Genomic DNA, 22,898 nt, shown 5'->3' with positions numbered 1-22,898 from the left:
CCTGGCCCCGGCTCTGGCCCCGGCCCCGGCCCCGGCCCCGGCCCCGGCCCCGGCCCCGGGCCTGGCCCCGGCTCTGGCCCCGGCCCCGGCCCCGGCCCCGGCCCCGGCCCCGGCCCCGGCCCCGGGCCTGGCCCCGGCTCTGGCCCCGGCCCCGGCCTCGGTAGTGCTCTGGCCCCGGTAGTGCTCTGGCCCCGGCCCTGGCAGCGGCTCTGGCCCCGGCCCCGGTAGTGCCCTGGCTCTGGCTCTGGCTCCGGCGGTGGCGGCCGACCGCCCCCCACCTCGTCCCTACGAGCACCAGCACCGCGCCCGCGAACCCGAGCCACCGGCCGGTCCCCGGCGAGCGCGATGCCGACGGCCGTCGCCCGCACCGGCTCGGTGCCCAGCAGCAGACTGACCCGGTGCGGCGAGGTGCGGCGGACATGAGTGACATGATGCGGCGCGACCTCGGCCTGGGAGCTTCGTGTGGGTGGTCTTTCTGCGACAGCCGGCTGTCAGGCCGTGAGCCGATCGGCCTTGTGCCGCAGTTCTTCGGCTGCCGCCGTGCCATGGAATCGGTTCAGCCGCAGCCGCATGTCTTCGACGGCGTCGTGGACCTTCACGGAGCGGATGCCGTCAGCGCAGTCGATGAACTCGTTCCACGTGGACAGGGCACCATCCATGTCACCTTGCCGGAGGCGCACGACGCCGAGGTCGGCGAGGACGATGGCGCGGGTGCGTCGCCGGTCCAGGCCGTGGATCTCCAGAGCGAGGTGCAGGTGCTCTTCAGCCGCGTCGAGGTCGCCGAGGCGGGAGAGGATCATGCCGGATTCGTGGGCCCATCGGCCGGGCGAGTAGTGGGCGGCCCAGGATTCGCCGGATTCGGCGGGAGAGCGGCTGATGGCGGTCTCGGAGAACGCGAGATGGCGGGTGGCGGTGCGTCGGTCGTCGTCCTGGGCTGCGGCGTTGGCGAGGGTGGCCTCGTAGTAGGCGACGGCCCGCGGGTTTTCCAGGTGCTGGCCATAGTGGACGCAGGCTTCGCCGAGCTGCACGGCCTCGGCCCGGTACCCGAGGTCGATGGCCTGGACAGCGAGCCCGCGCAGGGCGGTCGCGGACAGTTCGGGATCCCCTGCTTCGGCCGCGAGCCGGTAAGCGTGTGCGTAGTACTGCTGGGCCCGTCCTTGGTGCTCCGTGTCGCGGCCCTCGTCCTGGGCCATCCATCCGGCCAGGTGGACCAGTTGAGACGTGGCCGCGAACAGTTCGCGGCCGGTGGATTCAGTGAAATTGCCGTTCAGCCAGGGGGCCACGTCCTGTGTCAGGTAGCGGACCGCGAGGTGACGGGCATGGCCGCCACCGAGCTCCGCGGCGGAGTCGCCGAGCGCTTTGACCATCTGCCGGACGGCGGTCACTTCGCCCTTACCGACGCGGACGGCCCCGGCCGGTGCCGTATGGGTGCGGCGCACGATGCTCTCCAGATCGGGCAGTGCGAGAGCGCTGAGGGCGTAACCGCTGGATGCGGCCAGGAAGTTCCGGCGATCCACGTCATTCCTTCCAAGGACAAGGACTGACTTCACGGTATCCGCGGGCGTCGGGTCCTCTTCAGTGGTATCCGACAGGGGGACAGCCCGCATGTCCAGGTCGAGGACCTGGACGATGTACGGCAGCCAGTATCCGGGCTTCCGTTTCCCGGTCTCCCACCGGTAGACCGCTTGTCGTTCCAGCTGAGTCGGACCCCGGCCTTCGGCGATGCCTAGTGCCGCGGCAGGCAACGTTCGCCCCGTCGCGACGCCCGGCACGCACTCTCGCCGCACCGGCCGAAAGCCCAAGTACGTCCAGTACGAGGACTTCCGACCGGCACACCGAGAGCACGCACCGGACGCCGCTCCTTGACGGGCAAACGTTGCCTGCCGCGGCACTAGCTCGCGGGCGAGCTTGGCCGGTCCCCAGCCCTTCGCTTCGCGCGCTTGCCGGATCACGTCCCCGATGCTCGTGTTCCTCGGCACCTGTGCCTCCCCCTGGACTACACGGGCCTACGCCTGGCCCACAGCCTGGCCCCTCCTCCGATCTCTTGCCCGGCAGTTGACTGAACATCAAGCCCCCGTGTACGACCGGAGAGAAGCGAGCCAACAGGTGATCACCCACGCAACGCCGTTCAAGAGCGATGTGACCTGTGACGAACCTGCCCAGCAGGCCGCCCCGCACCGACCCGATGGCGGGACCGAGGAGACGATCCGGATCCTCAGCTTGGGTACTCTCGCCGGGTGCGGCGGCCTGAGCGCCGTAGTCAGCCCCTATCTCGACAAGGGCCCCACGCACACCGGGCGGCCCGGTCCGCCTCGGGCACCGAACCTCCGGTCTGAGATCCCGCTCCTGTGGCACCACCAGGAAAGTCGGTCGCACGCGCGGGGCGGGACCCCACCCCCTGACCTGGAGTCGGGGACGACGGGCGGGTGTCGCGCCCTAGGACCGTGACGGCGTTACCGTGCCGTACACCCTGGGTCGACGGACTGTTTGCCGGGGCAACTTACGAGCTGCGAAAGCCAGGAGGATCGCCGTGTACGAGATGCGTCCGGCCGCCGCCGAGGATCAGGAAGCGATTGCTGCGATGGTGCGAGCGCGCATGGCCTGGATGCGTGAGCGGGGTGTCCCCGACTGGCCCCGGACCGATGACGACGTGAACACCATCGCCTCTCAGGTCGCTGACCCGAACTTCCCCGTCTGGACACTCGTCGACGGCGGCCAGGTCATCGGCTGCACCACCGTGTTCACCACGACGCCGGAATGGGGCTGGACCACCGAAGAACTGGCCCAGAGCGCGTACTTCCTGGCGACGTCGTTCACCCACCCCGCCCGCCGACGGGACCAGCCCGGCCGCCTGATGGCGTGGTGGGCCCTGGACCGGGCTGCCCACGAGGGCGTCGAGTGGGTGCGCCGCGGCACCTTCGTGGAACGGCTCATGACCTACTACCGCGACGTACAGGGCTGGGAGTTGGTCCACACCCCCCAGCGCAAGAACCGCACCGCCTACCTGATGGCTCGCCGGGCAGAGGTCCTGCCCGAGCTGACGGCGGTGATCAAAGACTCCGGCACTCCGGCGGAGTGACGGTCGCACCACACATCTCGTCCCGATGGAAAAGGTGATTGCCATGCAGCAGAGGACTCCGTTCGAGGAGCTGTTCGCCGACCAGGAGATCCGCGAGGTTCCGGGCCTGGACCTGCTCTACACCAAGAAGCAGGGCAGCTCGGACACGCAGACCGAGACCGACGACATCTGACAGTCCTCGGCTGTGGGCCAGGCACAAAGTGCCTGGCCCACAGCCAGGTCAGGAGGCATGCGATGCTCAAGATGCAGTTGACGGGAGCGTTCGACGCGGGCGGCTGGCAGTGGGACGGGCACCGGTGAATCTCCGGCCGGTCCTGGATCGAGCCGTTCACACACCCCGCGATCGAGCACGTCATGGTCACCACGCCCGAATCCGACCGGTCGTGCCTGATCGTGCGTGAGGTCGCCAACGATCAACAACCGGTGACGACGGTCCGGCGTGTGATGACCAGTTCGAGTTACCGGCGGCAGGTCGAAGAAGCCGGCGCATGGCCCCTGCAGGCGGTCCGAGCGGAGATGGCCGCCGGGCAGAGCGTACGGATCACGTGCGGGGAACGCGGCGTTGCGCCTCTCTACCTCCGCCCCACCGACGGTCAGTTGGCTGTTTCGTGGGACTTGCTCGACCTGGACCCCGGGACCGATGACCTGGACGCCCGCGAAGTGGCCGCGATGCTCGCTTACCGCACCCGCTACAGCACAGCGACGGTCTTTCGCACCATCCGCCAGCTCACCGAACGCTCGACCGCCGTATGGGACCACACGACCGGCCTGAGCATCGGCTACCCGTCCCCCGCCCTGCACTCCCGGCCCCGCGTCCTGCACACCGACGCTGATCCAGTGGCCGCGTTCAGTGACTTGTTGCGGCGCGAGATCACAGCCCGTCCGCTGCCCACCGACGGCTGCGCGGTGGAGCTGTCCGGCGGCATGGACAGCTCCATGACCGCACTCGCCCTCGCCGAGACGGTCGGACCGGTCCGCACGGCCGCGCTCACGCTCGGCGGGGACGTCGGTGATCAGCAGCACAGGCGGCGCCGCGAGATCTCCGCACGCGCCCGCCTCGGCCCCGACCTGACCGTGCCCGTCGCAGAGTTCGGCCCCTTCCACCGCACCGGGCCCCGCGCCAGTGGCAGGCCCACAAGCCCCACGGACGGCACCTACACCGAAGCCATGAACGAGTTGTACAGCCGCCTGAGCGCTATCGGTGTCCGATGGGTGTTCACCGGGATCGGCGGCGACGAGCTGTGCTTCCAGCGGCCGGAGGAACGCGCCCTGACCGGCGACCCGTGGAACCTGCACCCTGTGCCCGACCACCTCGGCTCCCGGGCCAGGGACGCCCTACCTCACATCGATGACGACCTGGCACCCGCGTCCGTACTCCACGCCTCCACCCTCCTGGCCCTCGCCGTCCACAGCACGACCGCCATGCGACACGGCCTGTGGCCCATCAGCCCGCTGGCAACCCCGCTCGTGCTGCGCTTCGGTGAATCCCTGCCCCTGTCATGGCGGCGCGGCAAGAGGCTGATGCGCCTCCGCCTGGAACAGGCCGGGTACTCCCGCGAGGTTGTCCACCCACCGCTGCGGGAGAACTTCGCAACCACATGCGAAGCGGCCATGCTTCAGGACGGCCTGCCACTGCTGTCCCAGTGGCTGCCCGGATCGATCCTCACCCTCCAGGGCCTGCTGGATCTCCCGCGGCTGAGCAGGGCATGCGCAACCGTAGCCGCCACGGGGCACGGGGCCGGCGAGTTGTACAGGCCCCTGGCTTTGGAGGCCGCCCTGCGCTCCCTGGCCATACCGGCGGCGGCGCCGACACCGTGAAGCTGGCAGGCCGTATCCGTCCACTCAGGTTCCAGTGGGCCCGCCGCTGTGCCGATGTTCTGGTCGCGCGTCAATTTTCGCCGGGCTTGTCGGACCGAGATCAGAGGGAAGTTCAGGGTGGTCTACCCACTTTGCCCGCGTACGTCATCCCCTTCGGCTGACCGACGCCCGAACAGGGAGGACTGCTGTCAGTGGGACTGACATCGCTACCGACCGTGGCCTTCAACATCCCGTCACGGACGTGATTGCTCACTCCCGAGCGACACAACCAGTGCTCGCCAGGCCCGGATTTCGGCATTCTCCCAGGACCCGCTGCTCACGACATCGCGGACCTACAGCGGGGCCGTTCGGCTTCGCGTCGTACGGGTTCACAGTGAGTCGGTGCGTATCGCTTGCAGGAGGTGGGTGACGGGGGTGGGGGTGGTGGTGAGGACGGTGGTGGGGTCGTCGGATTCGCGGAGGTGGAGGGTGGTGGGGGTGGAGGCGAGTTCGAGGCAGGAGTCGCCGTCTCCGGGGCCCGAGTAGGACGACTTCCGCCAGTTGTCGGGGGTGCCTATGGGGTGCCTCACAGCTCACTCGCCAGCTTGTGGATGAAGTCGCGGGACCGCTCGGCCTCAAGCGACACGGCCTCCACTTTACGGAAGAGCGTTCGAAATGCGCCGAGCTGGGCTTCGGAGTCGATGAAGGCTGCACCTTGGGGGCCATCGCGTACGACGGTGTCCAGCTTCGGCACGGGACCGTCGGCATACGTCATGGCGTTCGCGGCACCGGTGAAGCCCTGCAACTCGAACGGGATGACGCGCACGGTGATGTGGGCCGCTTCCGAGAGTTCGAGAAGGTGGCCGAGTTGGGCTCGTGAGGCGGAGCGGTCGCCGACCATGATGCGCAACGCTGCCTCGTGGATGATCGCCTCGTACGAGCCTTCGAGCATCTCTTTGCGGCGCATACGGTGACAGACGCGCAACTCCAGCTCTTCCACCGGGAGTTCGGGAATTCGATCGGCGAAGACCGCGCGAGCGTAGCCAGCCGTCTGGAGCAGGCCGGGGACGAACAGGAACTGGGCCTCCCGCAGTGACGTGGCGTGGTGCTCCAGTTCCGCGAGGTCCAGGAACGGCGTGGGCAGCAGTCCGCGGTACTCCTCCCACCAGCCGCGCGTTCGGTCCGTCGCCCACGCGACCAACGCATCGACGAACGTCTCGTCGGTACGCGCGTACTGGGCCGCCATGCGCCGGAGCCGTTTCTCGCTCACACCCGTCAGTCCGGCTTCGATCTGGCTCATCTGCGAGCCGCTGACTCCGAGCAGTGCCGCTGCTTCCCGGGAAGTCAGGCCGGCCGCCTCCCGGAGCCTGCGCAATTCGGTCGCCAAACGCATCTGGCGTGCCGTTGGGTCCTGCCGCAATGCCATCGGGTGCCCCTCTCAACGCGCATGTGCGCGCGACTCGTTCGGGGTCAGATTACGCGGCCCGCTTGCAGAACTTAAAACATTAGGTCTACCGTCAGTGATGCGACCTTCACGCTGCGGAAGCGCACCGCTCCCTCCTGCCATGACGGCTGCGGCAATGCCACCGCGCCCAAGACCCCCCACCCACTTGGAGCTGACCCATGCCCGAGAACGACTCCGACTGCGACTCCTGGGAGTACTCCCTCTTCATCCCCACCGACCCCCGCGCCGTCACCGTCTCGCGCCACACCCTCCGGGTGATCCTCGCCGTCAACGGCCTTGTCCACCTCGCCGAAACCGCCGAACTCCTCGCCTCCGAGCTGGTGACCAACACCGTCCTGCACACCAAGGGCCCCGCCTGCATGCGGCTGCGCTTCCGGGACGGGATTCTCCAGATCGGGGCCTGGGACGCGAACCCCGAACCGCCTGACCCGCCACGCCGGTTGGAGGGGGTCGGGGACGCCGAGAGCGGGCGGGGCGTCGCACTCGTTCAGGCCTGCTCCGATCTCTGGCACTGGCAGCCGCTGTCCCGGATGGGGCATCGGGGCAAGCTCGTGTGGTGCGAACTGAAGGCGGCGTAGCCGCTCAGCGCGCCCCCGCCCGCCACAGCTGGTCCCCCGCCTCGTCCAGCGGGTTCAGTGACACCCCGCCGCTCGCGTCCGCCGTCAGTGCCGTCTCTCTCGCGATCGCCGGGCGGACCGTCCCGTCGGAGTCCACGGTGAAGCGCAGGTTGTCGCCGTGGCCGCCCTCCACCGACGCGCACTCCCACACCCCCACGCCCTTGTCGACGGAACCCCGGCTGTCCAGGCAGAAGTCCTGGTCGGCCATGGACTGGAAGACACCGCGCGCCGCGTCCACCCGCCACCGTTGGCTGGGGGAGGCGGAGCACGGCGCCGTCACCACGTCCGTGCCGTTGTCGAAGTCGCCCGCCACCTCCAGGCACCGCCCCGTGGCGACGTTCACGACCTGGGCGAACGTGCCGCCGGGTGCGTGCGTCGGGGAGGGGGAGGGGGAGGCGGTAGGGGTGGGGATCGGCTTCGGCCTGGCTGAACTCGGGGGCGCCGAAGGGGACGGGCTGGAAGGCGCGGGCGAGGCCGAGACGGTCGCCGTCGTCGTCGCCGTGACCGTCACCTGTGGGGGGCTCGACGGGCCCGTCACCACCGCCCCCGCCGAGTCGCCCGAGGGCGAGAGCAGGAGCACGGCCAGGACGGGTATCGCCGCCACTCCCAACGCCGCCGAGGCCAGCACGAGGCCTCGGGGCGCGCGTCGAGCGGCGGTCGGTTCCCCCGCCTCGGACGGCTCCCGTTCCTCTCTCGCGTACGCCGCCCCGCCCCACGGCAGCAACCCCTCCGCCAGCGCCCCGCGAGGATCCTCACGCAACGCGTGCTGCTCCTCGTAGGCCGTGGCGCAGTGCGGGCAGTGGGTGCGGTGGGCCTCCAGGTCGGGGCTGTGCCGCGCGCCCTGCGGACGGACGGACTCCTCGATCAGCCGGCGGAAGTCCGCGCAGCGCGGATCGTCGGAGGCGGCGAGGCGCAGGCGGAGGGCGGTCTGGGCCAGGGCGACGAGCGCGGGGGCGGTCCCGTAGGTGACGTCCTGTGTCGTCAGGCCGAGCAGCTTGGCCGTGCGGTCGACGGGCTCGCGCTCCAACACGCCGTACCAGACCAGGCCTTGGGCGTCGGAGGGGAGGGAGCGGAACGCGGTGAGCAGCGGCGGCCTGGGGCCGCCGCGGGCTGCCGTGTTGAGGACCAGGAGGAGCCCCGCGTCCAGTCCGCCCGCCCGGTCGTCCGCGGCCCAGCCCGCCGCGACCTGCCCGGTCAGCAGCAGGAGTCGGTGCCGCCACGGGCCGCCGGGGTCGGTGCCGCGTGCCGTCTCCCGGGCCGCCAGCGTGAACGCCTCCGCCGCCAGTCGCCGTGCGGCCGGCTCGCTCGTCGTGCACAGCCGGGCGTACGCCAGGACGGCCGGATGGTGGCGGGCGCGCAGCTCGCGCAGCGCCGGGTAGGCCGTGGCGGGGGCGGCGCGCAGCAGCTCGGTGAGGTGCGCGTCGGAATCCATGAGGTCGCCTCCGATGCTGACGTACCAGTCAGTCTGGGGTGGAGGCGACCTTAGTGGCGACCGGCGTCCCGTGGGGAGGTTTCCGGGGGTAACCGGAGGGGGCGAGCGGGCGGCGTCCCGGGGCCGAGGGGTACCCGGGACGCCGCCCGTCGCCGTCCGCCTCCGTCATTCCTCCAGCGTCAGCCCGGCCCGCAGCCGCACCAGCGTGCGGGACAGCAGCCGCGAGACATGCATCTGCGAGATGCCGAGTTCCTCGCCGATCTCCGACTGGGTCAGGCCGGCGACGAAGCGGAGCGAGAGGATCTGCCGGTCCCGGGACGGGAGTTCGGCGATCAGCGGCTTCAACGACTCGACGTACTCGATGCCTTCGAGGCCGTGGTCCTCGTAGCCGATGCGATCGGCGAGCGCGCCCTCCGCGTCGTCCTCCTCCGGCTGCGCGTCCAGGGAGGAGGCCGTGTACGCGTTCGACGCCGCCATGCCCTCGACGACTTCCTCGTTGGAGAGGCCGAGGCGCTCGGCCAACTCCCCGACGGTGGGCGACCGGTCCAGCTTCTGGGCCAGTTCGTCGCCCGCCCTGGCCAGGTCGAGCCGCAGCTCCTGGAGGCGGCGCGGAACGCGCACCGACCACGAGGTGTCACGGAAGAAGCGCTTGATCTCGCCGATGATGGTCGGCATCGCGAAGGTCGGGAACTCGACGCCGCGCGACAGCTCGAAGCGGTCGATCGCCTTGATCAGGCCGATGGTGCCGACCTGGACGATGTCCTCCATCGGCTCGCTGCGGGAGCGGAAGCGGGAGGCGGCGAACTTGACCAGCGCGAGGTTCAGTTCGACGAGCGTGTTGCGGACGTACGCGTAGTCGTGCGTGCCCTCTTCGAGGGACTCGAGGCGCGCGAACAGGGTCTTGGACAGAGCCCTTGCGTCGACCGGGCCGACCTCGTCGTACGGGGGGATCTCCGGAAGTCCGGCGAGAGCGTCGGTGGGGTCGACGTCCTGCACCGCGTCCTGTGCGATGGGTTCCAGATGTTCTTGTTCCGGAGGGGGTGTCGACGTCGCTCCGCGGGTAGGCGGTGAGTCGAGCCGGGGTGACATGGATGTCCTCCATCGTTCTCGGCGTATGGCTGCCGAAGCCAGTGGGCGCACTTCGGTGTGCGGCGCCTCCAAAGCCGGCCGGGGTCGGTTACGTGTCCCTACTAGCCCTACCTGCTTTACTCGACCGATCGCAAGTGGCTTTTGTGGAGTTATGTCCGTTTGTGTGTGATTGTTCGGGTGTTGGCGTGCGGGCCCAGGGCGTAGGGTTCGAGGGCGTCATCAAGCAGTTCGCGACCCCGGGAGAGAGACGGCATGGACCGCGGGACGGTCGGCAGCGCACAGTCTGGCCGGCTTCTGGTCGAGGTGCGGGAAGAGGGCTCCAGCGCCGTCGTGACTCCGGCGGGTGAGTTGGATCACCACACCGCCGATCTGTTGCGTGAGCCACTCGAGGAATGCCTCTCCAAGGGGCTCAGTCGCCTGGTCGTGGACTGCACACGCCTGGAGTTCTGCGACTCCACCGGGCTCAATGTGCTGCTCGGCGCCCGTCTGAAGGCGGAGGCGGCCGGTGGCGGGGTCCATCTGGCGGGGATGCTGCCCGTGGTGGCGCGGGTCTTCGAGATCACCGGCGCGGACGCGGTCTTCACCGTGCACGCCACGCTCGAGGCCGCCCTGGCGGACGAGCGCGACGACGACGGCTGACCTTCACCGTCTGTCGGCAAGGGGAGGGTGTTCCACCGGTTCCCCCGGGCAGGAGACATCCTGAGCCCGAACATGTCGGCGGCAAGTCCGACGCAAACCCCGTCGGGCTGCGTATTAGGTACTGCTGCGCATCAGGTACAGGGACCGGGGAGACCCGGCACCGAGTACTTCGTACAGACTTTGTAGAGACTCGACTTCTGAATTGTGAACCGGTGAATTCGGTGAATCGGTGAGGTGAAGCGCTGATGAGCACCACCCGGCCTTACGGCGCTTCCGGGGCGTCCGGGTCGTCGGGCGGCCGCCAGGTACGGCGGCTGGACTTCGACGGCGCCGGCGGGGTCGTCCCGCTGGCCCGCGACTTCGCCCGTCAGGCGCTGTACGCCTGGGGCTGGCTGCCCGCGGCCACCGCCGACCGGCGCGCCGCCGCGGAGGACGTACTGCTCGTCGTCTCCGAACTGGTCACCAACGCCTGTCTGCACGCCGAGGGGCCGGACGGCATGGTCATCGGCTGCGACAACAAGGTGATCCGCGTCGAGGTCTCCGACCGCGGCACGGGCCAGCCCGCCCCGCGCACCCCGCACCGCGCGGGCCGTCCCGGCGGACACGGCATGTTCATCGTCCAGCGCCTCTGCCTGGACTGGGGCGTCGTGCGCACGCCGGGCGTCGCGGGCAAAACGGTCTGGGCGGAACTGGGCGCCCCGGCCTGACGTCCCGAAAGGGACCCCCGGGCGTCCCCGAAGGGTGTCCCCGGGCGTCCACGGGTGCTTCCGGGCGTCCTCGGGCGTCTCCGAAACCCCCTGAAGCCGTGCGCCGGATCGTCACAACTCCGGCGCAACTCCGGCGCGTACGTTCTCTTCCCTCCTCATCGCCCCGGGCGTACCTTGACGGCTCAATCTGATGCCTCGTCAGTAAGGGCGGGGCGGTGGGAGTGAGGGGACGGGCCCGTGTCCAACCGGAAGCGAACCGCCGCGCTCGCGACTGCCGCGGCCCTGGCCGGCTCGGCGGTGTGGATGGCCGCCCCGGTGGCCATGGCCGAGGTCGTGAACGTCAACTACACCTGCGATACGCCCATCGGCGTGAAGACCGCCGTCTCGCCGATCGACATCAAGGGCGTCAAGAGCGGCAGCGGCTACAAGATCACCATGTCCTGGCAGAAAGGCGTCTCCTCCAGCCCCCTCGAACTCGGCGCGGGCGCGATGAAGCCGAGCGCCACGATCAAGCTGGGCGGCGCCGACAGCGGCACCCTGGCCGTCACCGGTCCCGCCAACGAGGCCGCGATCCCCGAGAACACGCCCATCAAGATCAACGACCTGAGCGGCACGTACACCCCGAAGGAGTCCGGGAAGGTCACCTTCACGGCCGGCGTGCTCACCATCAAGGCCATGGGCACGACGACGACCTGCACACCCTCCAACTCCCCGGGCCCCTCCCTCACCCTCGACGTGACGGCCGCGGGCGGCGGCACGAGCAGCGACGGCGGATCGGACGACTCCGGCGACGCGCTCCCGCAGACCGGCCCCGAGGACTCCGCGATCGCCCTCGGCACCCTCGGCGGCACCGTGCTGCTCGCGGGCGCGGCGGGCGCCCTGTGGCTGACCAGGAGGGGCCGGACGGCGCGCGCCCGCCGCTGACCGGACCTTCGTCGAAGCGCTGGAGCCGCCGATGCCGTACGCCACCGCCGCCGTTGCCGCCCGTGCCCTGCTGGTCTCCCTGCCGCTGCTCCTGGCGGCCACGCCCGCCCCGGCGCCTGCCCCCGCCGCTGCCGGTTGGTCGGCAGCGCCCGCCGGCGGCGGACGGCCGTCCTTCTACGCGGAGGGCGCGCCCGGGGCGGTGATCGAGGACACGGTCGCCGTGACCAACCGGGGCACGCGGCCGCTCACCGTACGGCTGCGCGCCGCCGGCACCGGTGCCGCCGGCCTGCGGGTCGTCTTCGCCGGACCGGCCGCCGCGGCCCTCGACATCCCCGCCCGCACCCGCGCCGAGGTGCCCTTCACCGTGACGGTCCCGGCGGACGCCCGACCCGGCGACCGCACCGGCGAGATCGTCGTACGGGACGCCGACGGCCGGGAGAGCGCCGTCCGGCTGCTGTTCCGGGTCGGCGGCCCGGAGCTGGCCGCGCTGACCGTCGAGCATGTGGCCGTGCGCGGCGATCGCATCACCTACGAGCTGGTCAACCGCGGGACGACGGCCCTCGTCCCGCGGCTGGCCGTCCACGCGGACGGGGTCCTCGGCGCCGTCCTCGACCGGGCCCCGCGCACCCTGCGCGTCCACCTGCTCCCGGGCCGCCGCCTGAAGCTCGACGAACCGTGGCCCGACCGCCCGGCCCTGGACGCCGTCACCGTGCGCCTGACGGTCACCGCCCCCGGCGCGCCCGAGGCCACCGGGCGGGCCTCGGCGCGGTTCGTGCCCTGGGGCGCGACGGCGGGCACGGCGGCCGGCGCGCTGTCGGCCGTCGCGGCGGCCGCCCTGACCGTACGACGAAGACGCCGCCGAGAGCCGAGCCGAGGGGGAGCGCTGACGTGAGAGGCAAGCCGCGGATCATGGCGCCGGCACGGGCGGCGCTCCTGTCCCTGTCCCTGTCGCTGTCGCTGTCCCTGTTCGTGCTCCTGCTGCCGTCGGCCGGTACGGCCGCCGCCGCCGACCAGCCGGTGGTCAAGCTCTCCGCGTCGCAGGCGGGCACCGGCGGTTCGATCACCGTCAGCGGCAGCGGCTGGCGCCCGCGCACCCTGCTGATGCTGCTGCTCTGCGGGCAGGCGACCCCGGACCGGGGGGTGATCGGCGGCACCAACTCCTGTGCCAACGCCGACGGACGCGCCGTCACCACCGACGCCGACGGCCGCTTCAGCCGGAGCCTGCCGGTGGCCGAGCCGCCTGCGCCGTGCCCCTGCGTGGTGCACGTGGCCACCGCGACCGGCGCGAAAGCGCAGGCCGACGCGGTGTTCCAGGTCGCCGGGCACCCCGTCGAACCGCTGCCCGAGCAGACGAGCGGCGGACGTCTCTCCGTGCTCAGCGACACCCGGCTCGACGGCTCCGACGGCTTCCTCACCTGGTTCGGGGCGCCGCCCGGCCGCACGCTGGTCTTCACCGTCGGCAACGTCGGCACCGCGGCCGTCGAGAACCCCGTCTTCCAGGTCGGCACCGCCCACGGCGTGTTCTCCCCGCAGTGGGACGAGCGGCAGTGGCGCGGCACGATCGACCCCGGTGGGAAGGCCCGCGTCGAACTGCCGGTCGAACTCGGCGCGGGCGCCCACGGCGACTACACCGTCTCCCTGAAGTACGGCGGGAAGGTCCTCGCCGAACAGCCGTGGGGCGTGGGCCGTCCCTGGGGGGTGACCCTGTTCTGGATCCTGCTCTGCGTGGTGGTGCCGACGGCGCTCTTCCGCATCGGGATGGCGATCGTGGACCGGGTCCGCCCACGGCCCCGCGCGGCCGCCCGCCCGGCCGCCCGCCCGGCCTTGCGCATCCCGTGGCGCATCCCGTGGCACGTCCCATGGCGCAGGACGGCGGTCCCGGCGCCCGCACCGCCCGCCGCCACCCCGAACACGACCCTGCCGTGGTTCGCCTCGGACACCGGTCCGGGCACCGCCACGCGGGGCCGGCTCTCCGCACCGCACGAAGACCCGACGACGAGTTCCACGAGTCCCGGCAGGAAGGGATCGCAGTGAGTGAGAGAGCCACACCACCCGACCGTGCGCCCGCGCGAAAGAGGCGGCAGACGCGGAAGAGCGCGGCGGCCGCGGCCGCCGCCGTCATGCTCACCGGGGCGGCCGTCCTGCTGGGCGTGACCGCCGGGCAGGCGCAGGCCGCCGAGGTGGCCTATGCGACCAAGTGCATTCCGCCCGCGGGCATCGGGCTGCCCGACGTCAACGGCACCACCAAGGTCGAGATCACGGCGCCGGCCACGGCGAAGGTCGGCGACACCGTGGACATCGTGTGGAAGTTCACGCAGGCCGCGTCGAAGAACCCCGACATCATCGATCTGCCCGCCGACTCGGTTCAGCCGTCCGGCACTCTGAAGGCGGCCGGCGCGCAGACCGCGGACATCGCGATGGTGGGGACGCGCACGAACCCGGCGATCCCCAAGGGCGCCGACATGGTGCTGTCCGACATGAAGGGCACGCTGAAACTGACGGCGGTCGGACAGGTGGCGCTGACGCCGGACGCGTACGTCGTCAACGCGCTGTCGACGGACACCAAGTGCGCGCCGACGGAGCCCGTCCAGCCCGCCGCGACCATCACCGTGACGGCCGCGGGCGGCGGTTCGGGCTCGGGTTCGCCGTCCGGTTCGTCGTCGCCGAGCGGCTCCAGCTCGCCCAGCGGCTCGACGTCGCCGTCGACGTCGCCGTCGTCCTCGCCCAGCCCGTCCTCCTCGGCGACCGGCGACGGCCAGACCGACTTCACCGGCAAGGTCGTCGACATCCCCTACACCTGCGACACGCCCCTCGGCATCAAGAAGGCGACCTCGCCGATCCAGATCAACGCCAAGAAGAACAGCGGGAGTTACGACCTCACCGTGCAGTTCAAGAAGTCGGTGATGGACAGCCCGATCGCCATCCCGGCCGGCAAGGTCAAGCCGACCATGCAGATCACGCTCGGCGGCGCGGACACGGGCTCGGTGAAGGTGGAGGGCCCGCTGAACTCCGCGGCGATCCCGCAGGGCCAGCCGATCGAGATCCCGAACCTCGTCGGCACCTACAAGCCCGGCGCGACCGGTGAGTCCACTCTCTCCCCGGGCGTCCTCACGATCGAGGCCGCGGGCACGACCACCACCTGCACCCCGGACAAGACGGCCGTCTCCCTCACCCTGAACACGGCGGAGCAGGCGTCCGGCGCGTCCGGCGGGAGCGGTTCGTCCTCGGGCGGATCCACGTCGACGAGCGGCGGCCTCGCGGAGACGGGCTCCGGCGACCACGGCACGCTCAAGGCCCTGGGCCTGGTGGCGGGCACGGCGATCCTGCTCGGGGGAGCGGTCTTCACCTTCATGCCACGAAAGCGGGCAGGGCGAGCCGCCTGAGGAGCGCGACCAGCCACAACCGGCCGCACCCGCAAACGGAACAGAAGAGGGCCGCCGTACCCACCCGGGTACGGCGGCCCTCCCGCGAGGAGACAGACCGACGTCAGTGGACGTCGCCCATGAGCTCCTTCACCTTCTTGCGGTACATCCACACCGCCACACCCGCGACGACGGCGAGCACGGCCTCCAGCGCCACTATCCCCGTCTTGTCGAGGTCGACGCCGGCGATGGACAGCAGGCCGGTCGTCGCGTCACCGGCGGTGACCGCCAGGAACCAGACGCCCATCATCTGCGAGGCGTACTTCGCGGGAGCCATCTTCGTGGTGACCGACAGACCCACCGGGGACACGGTCAGCTCACCGACGGTCTGCACGAAGTAGATCGCGGCCAGCCACAGCGCGGCCGCCTTGTGACCGCCCTCGGCGATCGACAGCGGGGCCAGGAAGAGGAAGAAGGACGCGCCGATCAGCACCAGGCCCATCGAGAACTTCGTCGCGGTGCTCGGCTCCTTGCCGCGCCGGGCCAGCGCCAGCCACGCCCAGGCGAACAGCGGGGCCAGGGCCATGATCAGGACCGGGTTGACCGACTGGTACCAGGAGACCGGGAAGTCCCAGCCGAAGACGCTGTTCTCCGCCGAGGAGTCCGCGAACAGGGACAGTGTCGAGCCGCCCTGGTCGTAGATCATCCAGAACACGGCCGCGGCCACGAAGAACCAGACGTAGGCGGTCAGCTTGGACTGCTCGGCGCGGTCCAGCTCCTCGTCCCGCTTCATCCGGGCGATGACGAGGACCGGGATGACCAGGCCGGCGACGGTGATCGGGACCAGCAGCCAGTTCAGCGTGTAGACGCCGGAGACGCCCACGACGGCGTAGAAGACGATCGCGACGGCCGCCCAGAACGCGGCCTTCCGCAGGGTGGTCGCCTTCTCCTGCGCGGACAGCGGCGTGGGGACGGCGTCCGAGCGGGAGCTGAGGTGACGGCTGCCGAGCAGGAACTGGGCGAGGCCCAGCGCCATGCCGAGCGCGGCGAGCGCGAAGCCCAGGTGCCAGTTGACGTTCTCGCCGATGGTGCCGATGACCAGCGGCGCGGCGAACGCGCCCATGTTGATGCCGATGTAGAAGAGCGTGAAGCCGCCGTCACGGCGCGGGTCGTCGGGGCCGTCGTAGAGGTGGCCGACCATCGTCGAGATGTTGGCCTTCAGCAGGCCGGAGCCGATGGCGACCAGGCCGAGGCCCGCGTAGAAGGTGCCGGCGTTCGGCAGCGCGAGCGTCAGGTGGCCGAGCATGATGACCGCGCCGGCGACGGCGACGGTCTTGCGAGGGCCGAGCACGCGGTCCGCGAACCAGCCGCCGGGCAGGGCGAGCAGGTACACGAGGGACAGGTAGACCGAGTAGATCGCGGTCGCCGTCGAGGCGCTGAGGTGCAGGCCGCCGGGGGCGACCAGGTACAGGGGGAGCAGGGCTCGCATGCCGTAGTAGGAGAAACGCTCCCACATCTCGGTCATGAAGAGAGTGGCCAGTCCGCGGGGGTGGCCGAAGAAGGTCTTCCCGGAGCCGGGGGTGCCCGGGCGGACCGAGTCCTTCGTCAGGCTGGACGCCATGTCGTTCCTTGCTGCTCGGGACGCGCTGCGTTGGAGCGTCGCGCGCCCGGTGGGGGGCGGCCGGCACCGGCGGACCGCATCGTCCACCCCCCACGCCCGGGGGGAGCCCGCTCCGGGTCTCGGAGCGGCGGACGGCGACCGCCGGGATCCACGCCCCTTCGCGTCGGGGGCCCGGCCACAGGTCTTTCCTTTCAAGGCCGGCGGGATCCGGCCCGCACGCAAAAGAGACCCTCGGCGTCAAGCGGACCGCCAAAGGTCCCTGCGTGCTGCAGGCGTTACTTCACCATACGACAGGACAACGCCGGATATGGAAGGACTTGAGACAGGGATCACAGGTGATCAAGGGGCCCTGATCGGGGTTTTGAAGGTCTGTACCAGGATGGCATCCCTGGACCGTAGGTCCGTACCATCGAGCCCCGGCCGGCGCCCGTCCGGGGCCCGTCCGACTCCTTCCGACTGTCCGGCATGTCCATGGGTAAGAAACGGCGTGGGCGATCACACTTCGGCCCTTGCCCGCCGCGGACTACCATCAGCTCATGACCCGAGTACTGCTCGCCGAGGACGACGCGTCCATCTCGGAGCCCCTGGCCCGCGCTCTGCGCCGGGAAGGCTACGAGGTCGAGGTGCGTGAGGACGGCCCCACCGCGCTCGACGCCGGAATGCAGGGCGGCGTCGACCTGGTCGTGCTGGACCTCGGTCTGCCCGGCATGGACGGCCTGGAGGTGGCCCGTCGGCTGCGCTCCGAGGGGCACGCCATTCCGATTCTCATCCTGACCGCGCGCGCCGACGAGGTGGACACCGTCGTCGGCCTGGACGCGGGCGCCGACGACTACGTCACCAAGCCCTTCCGGCTGGCCGAGCTGCTCGCCCGGGTCCGGGCCCTGCTGCGGCGCGGCGCGTCCGAGCCCGCGCAGCCGCCGGCCACCCACGGAGTGCGCATCGACGTCGAGTCGCACCGGGCGTGGATGGGCGAGGAGGAACTCCAGCTCACCGCCAAGGAGTTCGACCTGCTGCGGGTCCTGGTGCGGGACGCGGGGCGGGTCGTCACCCGCGACCAGCTGATGCGCGAGGTCTGGGACACCACCTGGTGGTCGTCGACCAAGACCCTCGACATGCACATCTCCTGGCTGCGCAAGAAGCTCGGCGACGACGCGGCGAACCCTCGCTACATCGCCACCGTGCGGGGCGTCGGCTTCCGCTTCGAGAAGAGTTGAGCTCTTCCGCACACAGGTTTCAGCAAGCAGGTTCTAGCGGGTTGTTGAGGACATGCGCCGCCGACTGATCCAGTCCACCCTCGCCGTCGTGCTCGTCGTCATCGCCGTGTTCGGGGTGTCCCTCGTCATCGTCGAGACCCGCACGATCAGCAACAGCGCGCAGGAGCGGGTGGACTCCGAGGCGCTGCGGCTGGCCAGCATCGTGGACAGCCGGCTGGTCGGCTCGGAGAACGTCACCGCCGACATACTCCGCGACCAGGTCACCCAGGACCGTTACGCCGAGATCCGGATCCCCGGCCGGACGGCCATCCAGGTCGGCGCCAGGCCCGAGGGCGACGTCATCGAGGCGCGGGCCACGGGCGAGGAGGGCGAGACCGTCCTGGTCCAGGAGCCGCGCTCCACGGTGACCCGGGAGGTCGGGCGCACCCTGCTGATCATCGCTCTGGTGGCCCTGCTCGCGGTGATCGCCGCCGTGCTGCTGGCCATCCGCCAGGCCAACCGCCTCGCCTCCCCGCTGACCGACCTCGCGGAGACCGCGGAACGCCTGGGCTCGGGTGACCCGCGCCCCCGCCACAAGCGGTACTCGGTCCCCGAGCTCGACCGGGTCGCGGACGTCCTGGACGCCTCCGCGGAGCGCATCGCCCGGATGCTCACCGCGGAACGCCGGCTCGCGGCGGACGCCTCCCACCAGCTGCGCACGCCCCTCACCGCGCTCTCCATGCGCCTCGAGGAGATCACCCTCACCGACGACCCGGACACCGTGAAGGAGGAGGCGACGATCGCGTTGACGCAGGTGGAACGCCTGACGGACGTCGTGGAACGCCTCCTGACCAACGCCCGGGACCCGCGCACCGGCTCGGCGGTCACCTTCGACCTCGACGAGGTCATCCAGCAGCAGCTCGCCGAGTGGCGGCCCGCCTACCGCGGGGTGGGCCGGGCCATCGTGAGCTCCGGGAAGCGGCATCTGCGGGCGGTGGGCACGCCGGGCGCGGTGGCCCAGGTGCTGGCCGCGCTGATCGAGAACTCCCTCATGCACGGCGGCGGCACGGTGGCGCTGCGCACCCGCGTCACCGGCAACCAGGCCGTGGTCGAGGTGACGGACGAGGGCTCCGGCGTCCCTGCCGACCTGGGCGCGCGGATCTTCGAGCGGGCGATCAGCGGCCGCAACTCCACGGGCATCGGCCTCGCCGTCGCCCGCGACCTCGCGGAGGCCGACGGCGGCCGCCTGGAGATGCTCCAGGCCCAGCCCCCGGTCTTCGGCCTGTTCCTGTCCCGCACGGCCCCCCAGAAGCGCGCACAGGAAGACGACGGGCAAACGGTCAGGTAGGCGTCTTTCAGCTCACGCGCTGCGTGGCCTTGGGCTCCAGGAACGACTCCGCGCTGGCCACGGCCTCTTTCGCCGGCAGCGTGCGGAACACCCAGGTGCGGTAGGACCAGAACCGGAACAGCGTCGCGACGCCGATGCCGACGAACTTGAAGACGTTGCTCTGCAGGGGGCTGTCCCACCCGAACCCGTAGGTCGCCGCGAACAGCAGCCCGTTCTCGATCACCAGGCCCACCGCGCTGAACAGCAGGTACAGCGTCAGTTCCCTCGTCCGCCCGCTCTTGTCGCGGTCGGGGTCACGGTAGGTGAAGTAGCGGAACCCGACGTAGTTGAAGACGATGGCCACGACGGTGGCTATGACACTCGCCCGCACCACCTGCAGGTCGGTGACATGCCGTACAAGGTTGAACACTCCGAGGTTGACCAGCACTCCCGCGCCGCCCACGGCACCGAACTTGGCCAGCTCTCGGACGATCCTCTTCAGCCCCGAGGAACCATGCGCCATGGTCGTACAGGCCCCCGTCCGGGTCCGGTTTCGTCAACCCAACCATGCTAACCACCACTCTTGTCGGTTTCCTGTGGTCCGCCTCACGGGCCGGTGACCAGCGGGGGAGATGCGGGGAAACAAACGGTGTGAGGCGGGAAAGGGCCGGGTAAGAGGCGCGGAATTCGGCCGCGCCGGCGCGGCCGATACCCTGGGGGCGTGACGTTCCCGGTAGTCGGCATGGTCGGCGGGGGCCAGCTCGCTCGTATGACACACGAAGCAGGCATCCCGCTCGGCATCAGGTTCAAGCTCCTCAGTGACACCCCACAGGATTCCGCGGCGCAGGTCGTGAGCGATGTCGTCATCGGCGACTACCGCGATCTCGACACGCTGCGCGAGTTCGCGCGCGGGTGCGATGTGATCACTTTCGATCACGAACACGTACCCACCGAGCACCTCAGGGCGCTGGAGGCGGACGGCATCCCCGTCCGCCCGGGCCCCGACGCGCTGGTGCACGCCCAGGACAAGGGGGTGATGCGCGCGAAGCTCGACGCGATCGGCGTCCCGTGCCCCAGGCACCGGATCGTGACCGACCCGGCGGACGTCGTCGCGTTCGCCGCCGAGGGCGAGGGCTTCCCGGTGGTCCTGAAGACCGTCCGGGGCGGCTACGACGGCAAGGGCGTCTGGGTCGTCGACTCGGTCGAGGAGGCGGCGGACCCCTTCCGGGCCGGCGTCCCTGTGCTGGCGGAGGAGAAGGTCGACTACGTCCGCGAGCTCGCCGCCGACGTCGTCCGCTCCCCGCACGGCCAGGCCGTCGCCTACCCGGTCGTCGAGTCGCAGCAGGTGAACGGCGTCTGCGACACGGTCATAGCCCCGGCCCCCGACCTGGACGAGACCCTCGCCCTGAAGGCCGAGGAGATGGCGTTGCGCATCGCCAAGGAACTGAACGTGGTCGGCCACCTCGCGGTCGAGCTGTTCCAGACCCGCGACGGCCGCATCCTCGTCAACGAACTGGCGATGCGCCCGCACAACTCGGGCCACTGGACCCAGGACGGCGCGATCACCTCCCAGTTCGCCAACCACGTCCGCGCGGTCCTCGACCTGCCCCTGGGCGACCCGCGCCCGCGCGCGAAGTGGACGGTCATGGTCAACGTCCTGGGCGGCGACTACCCGGACATGTACTCCGCGTACCTGCACTGCATGGCCCGCGACCCCCAGCTGAAGATCCACATGTACGGCAAGGACGTGAAGCCCGGCCGCAAGGTGGGCCACGTCAACACCTACGGCGACGACCTGGACGACGTCCTCGAACGCGCCCGTCACGCAGCCGGTTACCTGAGAGGCACGATCACCGAATGAGCCCTGTTGCAGGCCCCGTCGTAGGCATCGTCATGGGGTCGGACTCCGACTGGCCCGTCATGGAGGCCGCCGCGCAGGCCCTCGACGAGTTCGAGATCGACTACGAGGTCGACGTCGTCTCCGCGCACCGCATGCCGCGCGAGATGATCGCCTACGGCGAGCAGGCGGCCGAGCGGGGGCTGAAGGTCGTCATCGCCGGCGCGGGCGGCGCCGCCCACCTGCCCGGCATGCTCGCCTCCGTGACCCCGCTGCCGGTCATCGGCGTGCCCGTGCCGCTGAAGTACCTGGACGGCATGGACTCGCTGCTGTCCATCGTGCAGATGCCGGCCGGCGTCCCCGTCGCCACCGTCTCGGTCGCCGGCGCGCGCAACGCGGGCCTGCTCGCCGTCCGCATCCTCGCCGCCCACGACCCGGACCTGCTCGCCCGGATGCGCGACTTCCAGCAAGAGCTGGGCGACCAGGCCGCCGAGAAGGGCAAGCGCCTGCGCGCCAAGGTCGAGGGCTCGAACGGCTTCGGCTTCGGGAAGTGACGCGCCACGTGACGGAGCCGACCTCCCTGGCCGCCGCCCGCGACCTCCTGCGCGAGTTCCCGGTCGTCGACGGCCACAACGACCTGCCCTGGGCGCTGCGCGCGCAGCCGGTCCGCTACGACCTCGACGCCCGCGACATCGCCGCGCACCAGCACGGCCATCTGCACACGGACATCCCCCGGCTGCGCGAGGGCGGCGTCGGCGCGCAGTACTGGTCCGTGTACGTGCGCTCGGACCTGCCCGACGCGGTGCCGGCGACGCTGGAGCAGATCGACTGCGTACGGCAGCTCATCGCCCGCCACCCGCAGCACCTCAGGGCCGCGTTCACCGCCGCCGACCTGGAGGCCGCGCGGGCGCAGGGCCGGATCGCCTCGCTGATGGGCGCCGAGGGCGGCCACTCGATCGCCAACTCGCTGGGCACCCTGCGCGGCCTGTACGCGCTCGGCGTGCGCTACCTGACGCTCACCCACAACGACAACGTGGACTGGGCGGACTCCGCGACCGACGAGCCCGGCGTCGGCGGTCTGTCCGACTTCGGCCGCGAGGTCGTGCGCGAGATGAACCGCGAGGGCATGCTCGTCGACCTCTCGCACGTCGCCGCGACCACGATGCGCGACGCGCTCGACGCGTCCGTCGCGCCGGTGATCTTCTCCCACTCCTCGTCCCGGGCGGTCTGCGACCACCCCCGCAACATCCCGGACGACGTCCTGGAGCGCCTGCCCGCGAACGGCGGCATGGCGATGGTGACGTTCGTGCCGAAGTTCGTCCTCCAGGCGGCGGTCGACTGGACGGCCGCGGCCGACGACAACATGCGCGCCCACGGTTTCCACCACCTCGCCACCACCCCCGAGGCGATGACGGTCCACCGGGCCTTCGAGGAGACCCACCCCCGCCCCATCGCCACCGTCGCCACGGTCGCCGACCACCTCGACCACATGCGCGAGGTCGCCGGCGTCGACCATCTCGGCATCGGCGGCGACTACGACGGCACGGCCTTCACCCCCGACGGCCTCGACGACGTCTCCGGCTACCCCAACCTGATCGCGGAGCTGCTCGACCGCGGCTGGTCCAAGCCCGACCTCGCCAAGCTGACCTGGCAGAACGCGGTCCGGGTGCTGGGCGCGGCGGAGGACGTCGCCCGCGACCTGCGGGCGACCCGCGCGCCGTCCAACGCGACGATCGAGTCCCTGGACGGCTGACACGTACCGTGGACGGGGCGTCCGGGGAGGCCCGATACCCCCGAACGCCCCGTCCA

At 71.0% G+C, this 22,898-nt stretch carries 23 protein-coding genes; 16 read left to right on the top strand and 7 right to left on the bottom strand.

What is annotated here, in order from left to right; translation table 11 throughout:
• Positions 1-181 (top strand): hypothetical protein (locus tag AB0J04_RS31625; RefSeq protein ID WP_363172021.1); only part of this gene is annotated, 181 nt, incomplete at its 5' end.
• Between the two features lie 310 nt (positions 182-491).
• Here AB0J04_RS31625 and AB0J04_RS31620 read toward each other — a convergent pair.
• Positions 492-1,517: a tetratricopeptide repeat protein gene (locus tag AB0J04_RS31620; RefSeq protein WP_363172020.1), complete on the bottom strand. Its 1,026-nt coding sequence runs from the start codon at positions 1,515-1,517 to the stop codon at positions 492-494.
• Positions 1,518-2,458: 941 nt separating this feature from the next.
• On the opposite strand from AB0J04_RS31620, the gene AB0J04_RS31615 reads away from it, so the two are divergent.
• From AB0J04_RS31615 to AB0J04_RS31605, 3 genes are all read left to right on the top strand, one after another.
• A complete protein-coding gene (locus AB0J04_RS31615) occupies positions 2,459-3,079 on the top strand; it encodes a GNAT family N-acetyltransferase (RefSeq protein WP_363172019.1) in 621 nt (206 codons plus the stop codon).
• Between the two features lie 43 nt (positions 3,080-3,122).
• Positions 3,123-3,251 (top strand): hypothetical protein, encoded by a 129-nt coding sequence (locus AB0J04_RS31610; protein WP_363172017.1) that lies wholly within the window; start codon positions 3,123-3,125, stop codon positions 3,249-3,251.
• A gap of 182 nt (positions 3,252-3,433) precedes the next feature.
• On the top strand, positions 3,434-4,897 hold the full coding sequence (locus AB0J04_RS31605; RefSeq protein WP_363172016.1) for an asparagine synthase-related protein: 1,464 nt from the start codon (positions 3,434-3,436) through the stop codon (positions 4,895-4,897).
• 368 nt (positions 4,898-5,265) lie between these two features.
• Here AB0J04_RS31605 and AB0J04_RS31600 read toward each other — a convergent pair whose 3' ends face one another.
• Together AB0J04_RS31600 and AB0J04_RS31595 are read right to left on the bottom strand one after the other, a co-directional pair.
• Positions 5,266-5,454, bottom strand: coding sequence for a DUF397 domain-containing protein (locus AB0J04_RS31600; RefSeq protein ID WP_363172025.1), 189 nt, complete (start codon positions 5,452-5,454; stop codon positions 5,266-5,268).
• Between the two features lie 8 nt (positions 5,455-5,462).
• On the bottom strand, positions 5,463-6,302 hold the full coding sequence (locus AB0J04_RS31595) for a helix-turn-helix transcriptional regulator (protein ID WP_363172015.1): 840 nt from the start codon (positions 6,300-6,302) through the stop codon (positions 5,463-5,465).
• 197 nt (positions 6,303-6,499) lie between these two features.
• On the opposite strand from AB0J04_RS31595, the gene AB0J04_RS31590 reads away from it, so the two are divergent.
• A complete protein-coding gene (locus AB0J04_RS31590; protein WP_363172014.1) occupies positions 6,500-6,919 on the top strand; it encodes an ATP-binding protein in 420 nt (139 codons plus the stop codon).
• 4 nt (positions 6,920-6,923) lie between these two features.
• Here the strand turns inward: AB0J04_RS31590 and AB0J04_RS31585 are convergent, their stop codons facing one another.
• Together AB0J04_RS31585 and AB0J04_RS31580 are read right to left on the bottom strand one after the other, a co-directional pair.
• Complete coding sequence (locus AB0J04_RS31585) at positions 6,924-8,390, bottom strand: RICIN domain-containing protein (RefSeq protein WP_363172013.1); 1,467 nt, start codon at positions 8,388-8,390, stop codon at positions 6,924-6,926.
• Between the two features lie 165 nt (positions 8,391-8,555).
• The gene (locus AB0J04_RS31580) at positions 8,556-9,479 is read right to left on the bottom strand and encodes an RNA polymerase sigma factor SigF (protein ID WP_363172012.1); all 924 of its coding nucleotides are present in this window, start codon (positions 9,477-9,479) and stop codon (positions 8,556-8,558) included.
• Between the two features lie 252 nt (positions 9,480-9,731).
• Between AB0J04_RS31580 and AB0J04_RS31575 the strand changes: the two genes are divergently transcribed.
• The 6 genes from AB0J04_RS31575 to AB0J04_RS31550 all read left to right on the top strand — a co-directional run bounded on the left by AB0J04_RS31575 (position 9,732) and on the right by AB0J04_RS31550 (position 15,132).
• The gene (locus AB0J04_RS31575; protein ID WP_363172011.1) at positions 9,732-10,118 is read left to right on the top strand and encodes an STAS domain-containing protein; all 387 of its coding nucleotides are present in this window, start codon (positions 9,732-9,734) and stop codon (positions 10,116-10,118) included.
• A gap of 245 nt (positions 10,119-10,363) precedes the next feature.
• Positions 10,364-10,825 (top strand): ATP-binding protein, encoded by a 462-nt coding sequence (locus tag AB0J04_RS31570; protein ID WP_363172010.1) that lies wholly within the window; start codon positions 10,364-10,366, stop codon positions 10,823-10,825.
• Between the two features lie 237 nt (positions 10,826-11,062).
• Positions 11,063-11,749, top strand: a complete 687-nt coding sequence (locus AB0J04_RS31565) for an LPXTG cell wall anchor domain-containing protein (protein WP_363172009.1) — start codon at positions 11,063-11,065, stop codon at positions 11,747-11,749.
• Positions 11,750-11,780: 31 nt separating this feature from the next.
• Positions 11,781-12,641, top strand: coding sequence for a hypothetical protein (locus AB0J04_RS31560; RefSeq protein WP_363172008.1), 861 nt, complete (start codon positions 11,781-11,783; stop codon positions 12,639-12,641).
• Positions 12,642-12,658: 17 nt separating this feature from the next.
• Positions 12,659-13,783 carry a hypothetical protein gene (locus tag AB0J04_RS31555; protein ID WP_363172024.1) on the top strand — a complete coding sequence of 375 codons (1,125 nt, stop codon included), beginning with the start codon at positions 12,659-12,661 and terminating at the stop codon, positions 13,781-13,783.
• 86 nt (positions 13,784-13,869) lie between these two features.
• Complete coding sequence (locus AB0J04_RS31550) at positions 13,870-15,132, top strand: hypothetical protein (protein WP_363172023.1); 1,263 nt, start codon at positions 13,870-13,872, stop codon at positions 15,130-15,132.
• Between the two features lie 103 nt (positions 15,133-15,235).
• Here the strand turns inward: AB0J04_RS31550 and AB0J04_RS31545 are convergent, their stop codons facing one another.
• Positions 15,236-16,732 (bottom strand): oligopeptide:H+ symporter, encoded by a 1,497-nt coding sequence (locus AB0J04_RS31545; RefSeq protein WP_363172007.1) that lies wholly within the window; start codon positions 16,730-16,732, stop codon positions 15,236-15,238.
• Between the two features lie 536 nt (positions 16,733-17,268).
• Between AB0J04_RS31545 and AB0J04_RS31540 the strand changes: the two genes are divergently transcribed.
• Together AB0J04_RS31540 and AB0J04_RS31535 are read left to right on the top strand one after the other, a co-directional pair.
• Positions 17,269-17,946: a response regulator transcription factor gene (locus AB0J04_RS31540; protein WP_351918238.1), complete on the top strand. Its 678-nt coding sequence runs from the start codon at positions 17,269-17,271 to the stop codon at positions 17,944-17,946.
• A gap of 52 nt (positions 17,947-17,998) precedes the next feature.
• A complete protein-coding gene (locus tag AB0J04_RS31535) occupies positions 17,999-19,273 on the top strand; it encodes an ATP-binding protein (RefSeq protein ID WP_363172006.1) in 1,275 nt (424 codons plus the stop codon).
• A 7-nt stretch (positions 19,274-19,280) separates the two neighbouring features.
• On the opposite strand, the gene AB0J04_RS31530 is transcribed toward AB0J04_RS31535, so the two are convergent.
• Positions 19,281-19,775, bottom strand: a complete 495-nt coding sequence (locus tag AB0J04_RS31530; RefSeq protein WP_363172005.1) for a GtrA family protein — start codon at positions 19,773-19,775, stop codon at positions 19,281-19,283.
• A 198-nt stretch (positions 19,776-19,973) separates the two neighbouring features.
• Between AB0J04_RS31530 and AB0J04_RS31525 the strand changes: the two genes are divergently transcribed.
• The 3 genes from AB0J04_RS31525 to AB0J04_RS31515 are packed head-to-tail and all read left to right on the top strand — an operon-like array spanning position 19,974 to position 22,842.
• Positions 19,974-21,113, top strand: a complete 1,140-nt coding sequence (locus AB0J04_RS31525; RefSeq protein WP_363172004.1) for a 5-(carboxyamino)imidazole ribonucleotide synthase — start codon at positions 19,974-19,976, stop codon at positions 21,111-21,113.
• A complete protein-coding gene (purE, locus tag AB0J04_RS31520) occupies positions 21,110-21,643 on the top strand; it encodes a 5-(carboxyamino)imidazole ribonucleotide mutase (RefSeq protein WP_363172003.1) in 534 nt (177 codons plus the stop codon). Before AB0J04_RS31525 ends, purE begins: the two co-directional genes overlap by 4 nt.
• An 8-nt stretch (positions 21,644-21,651) precedes the next feature.
• The gene (locus tag AB0J04_RS31515) at positions 21,652-22,842 is read left to right on the top strand and encodes a dipeptidase (protein ID WP_363172002.1); all 1,191 of its coding nucleotides are present in this window, start codon (positions 21,652-21,654) and stop codon (positions 22,840-22,842) included.
• Positions 22,843-22,898: the final 56 nt, after the last annotated feature.

This window comes from Streptomyces sp. NPDC050263 (assembly GCF_040655955.1).
Classification (GTDB): domain Bacteria; phylum Actinomycetota; class Actinomycetes; order Streptomycetales; family Streptomycetaceae; genus Streptomyces.
The sequence above is the reverse complement of the archived record's forward strand: the minus strand, read 5'-3'. Positions and strand labels throughout refer to the sequence as shown.

Coding starts and splice junctions, on each gene's coding strand:
- AB0J04_RS31560 (WP_363172008.1), top strand. CDS start 11,781: ATGCCGTACGCCACCGCCGCCGTTGCCGCCCGTGCCCTGCTGGTCTCC.
- AB0J04_RS31535 (WP_363172006.1), top strand. CDS start 17,999: ATGCGCCGCCGACTGATCCAGTCCACCCTCGCCGTCGTGCTCGTCGTC.
- AB0J04_RS31585 (WP_363172013.1), bottom strand. CDS start 8,390: ATGGATTCCGACGCGCACCTCACCGAGCTGCTGCGCGCCGCCCCCGCC.
- AB0J04_RS31580 (WP_363172012.1), bottom strand. CDS start 9,479: ATGTCACCCCGGCTCGACTCACCGCCTACCCGCGGAGCGACGTCGACA.
- AB0J04_RS31605 (WP_363172016.1), top strand. CDS start 3,434: ATGGTCACCACGCCCGAATCCGACCGGTCGTGCCTGATCGTGCGTGAG.
- AB0J04_RS31570 (WP_363172010.1), top strand. CDS start 10,364: ATGAGCACCACCCGGCCTTACGGCGCTTCCGGGGCGTCCGGGTCGTCG.
- AB0J04_RS31530 (WP_363172005.1), bottom strand. CDS start 19,775: ATGGCGCATGGTTCCTCGGGGCTGAAGAGGATCGTCCGAGAGCTGGCC.
- AB0J04_RS31555 (WP_363172024.1), top strand. CDS start 12,659: ATGGCGCCGGCACGGGCGGCGCTCCTGTCCCTGTCCCTGTCGCTGTCG.
- AB0J04_RS31610 (WP_363172017.1), top strand. CDS start 3,123: ATGCAGCAGAGGACTCCGTTCGAGGAGCTGTTCGCCGACCAGGAGATC.
- AB0J04_RS31575 (WP_363172011.1), top strand. CDS start 9,732: ATGGACCGCGGGACGGTCGGCAGCGCACAGTCTGGCCGGCTTCTGGTC.
- AB0J04_RS31545 (WP_363172007.1), bottom strand. CDS start 16,732: ATGGCGTCCAGCCTGACGAAGGACTCGGTCCGCCCGGGCACCCCCGGC.
- AB0J04_RS31550 (WP_363172023.1), top strand. CDS start 13,870: ATGCTCACCGGGGCGGCCGTCCTGCTGGGCGTGACCGCCGGGCAGGCG.
- AB0J04_RS31540 (WP_351918238.1), top strand. CDS start 17,269: ATGACCCGAGTACTGCTCGCCGAGGACGACGCGTCCATCTCGGAGCCC.
- AB0J04_RS31590 (WP_363172014.1), top strand. CDS start 6,500: ATGCCCGAGAACGACTCCGACTGCGACTCCTGGGAGTACTCCCTCTTC.
- purE (WP_363172003.1), top strand. CDS start 21,110: ATGAGCCCTGTTGCAGGCCCCGTCGTAGGCATCGTCATGGGGTCGGAC.
- AB0J04_RS31595 (WP_363172015.1), bottom strand. CDS start 6,302: ATGGCATTGCGGCAGGACCCAACGGCACGCCAGATGCGTTTGGCGACC.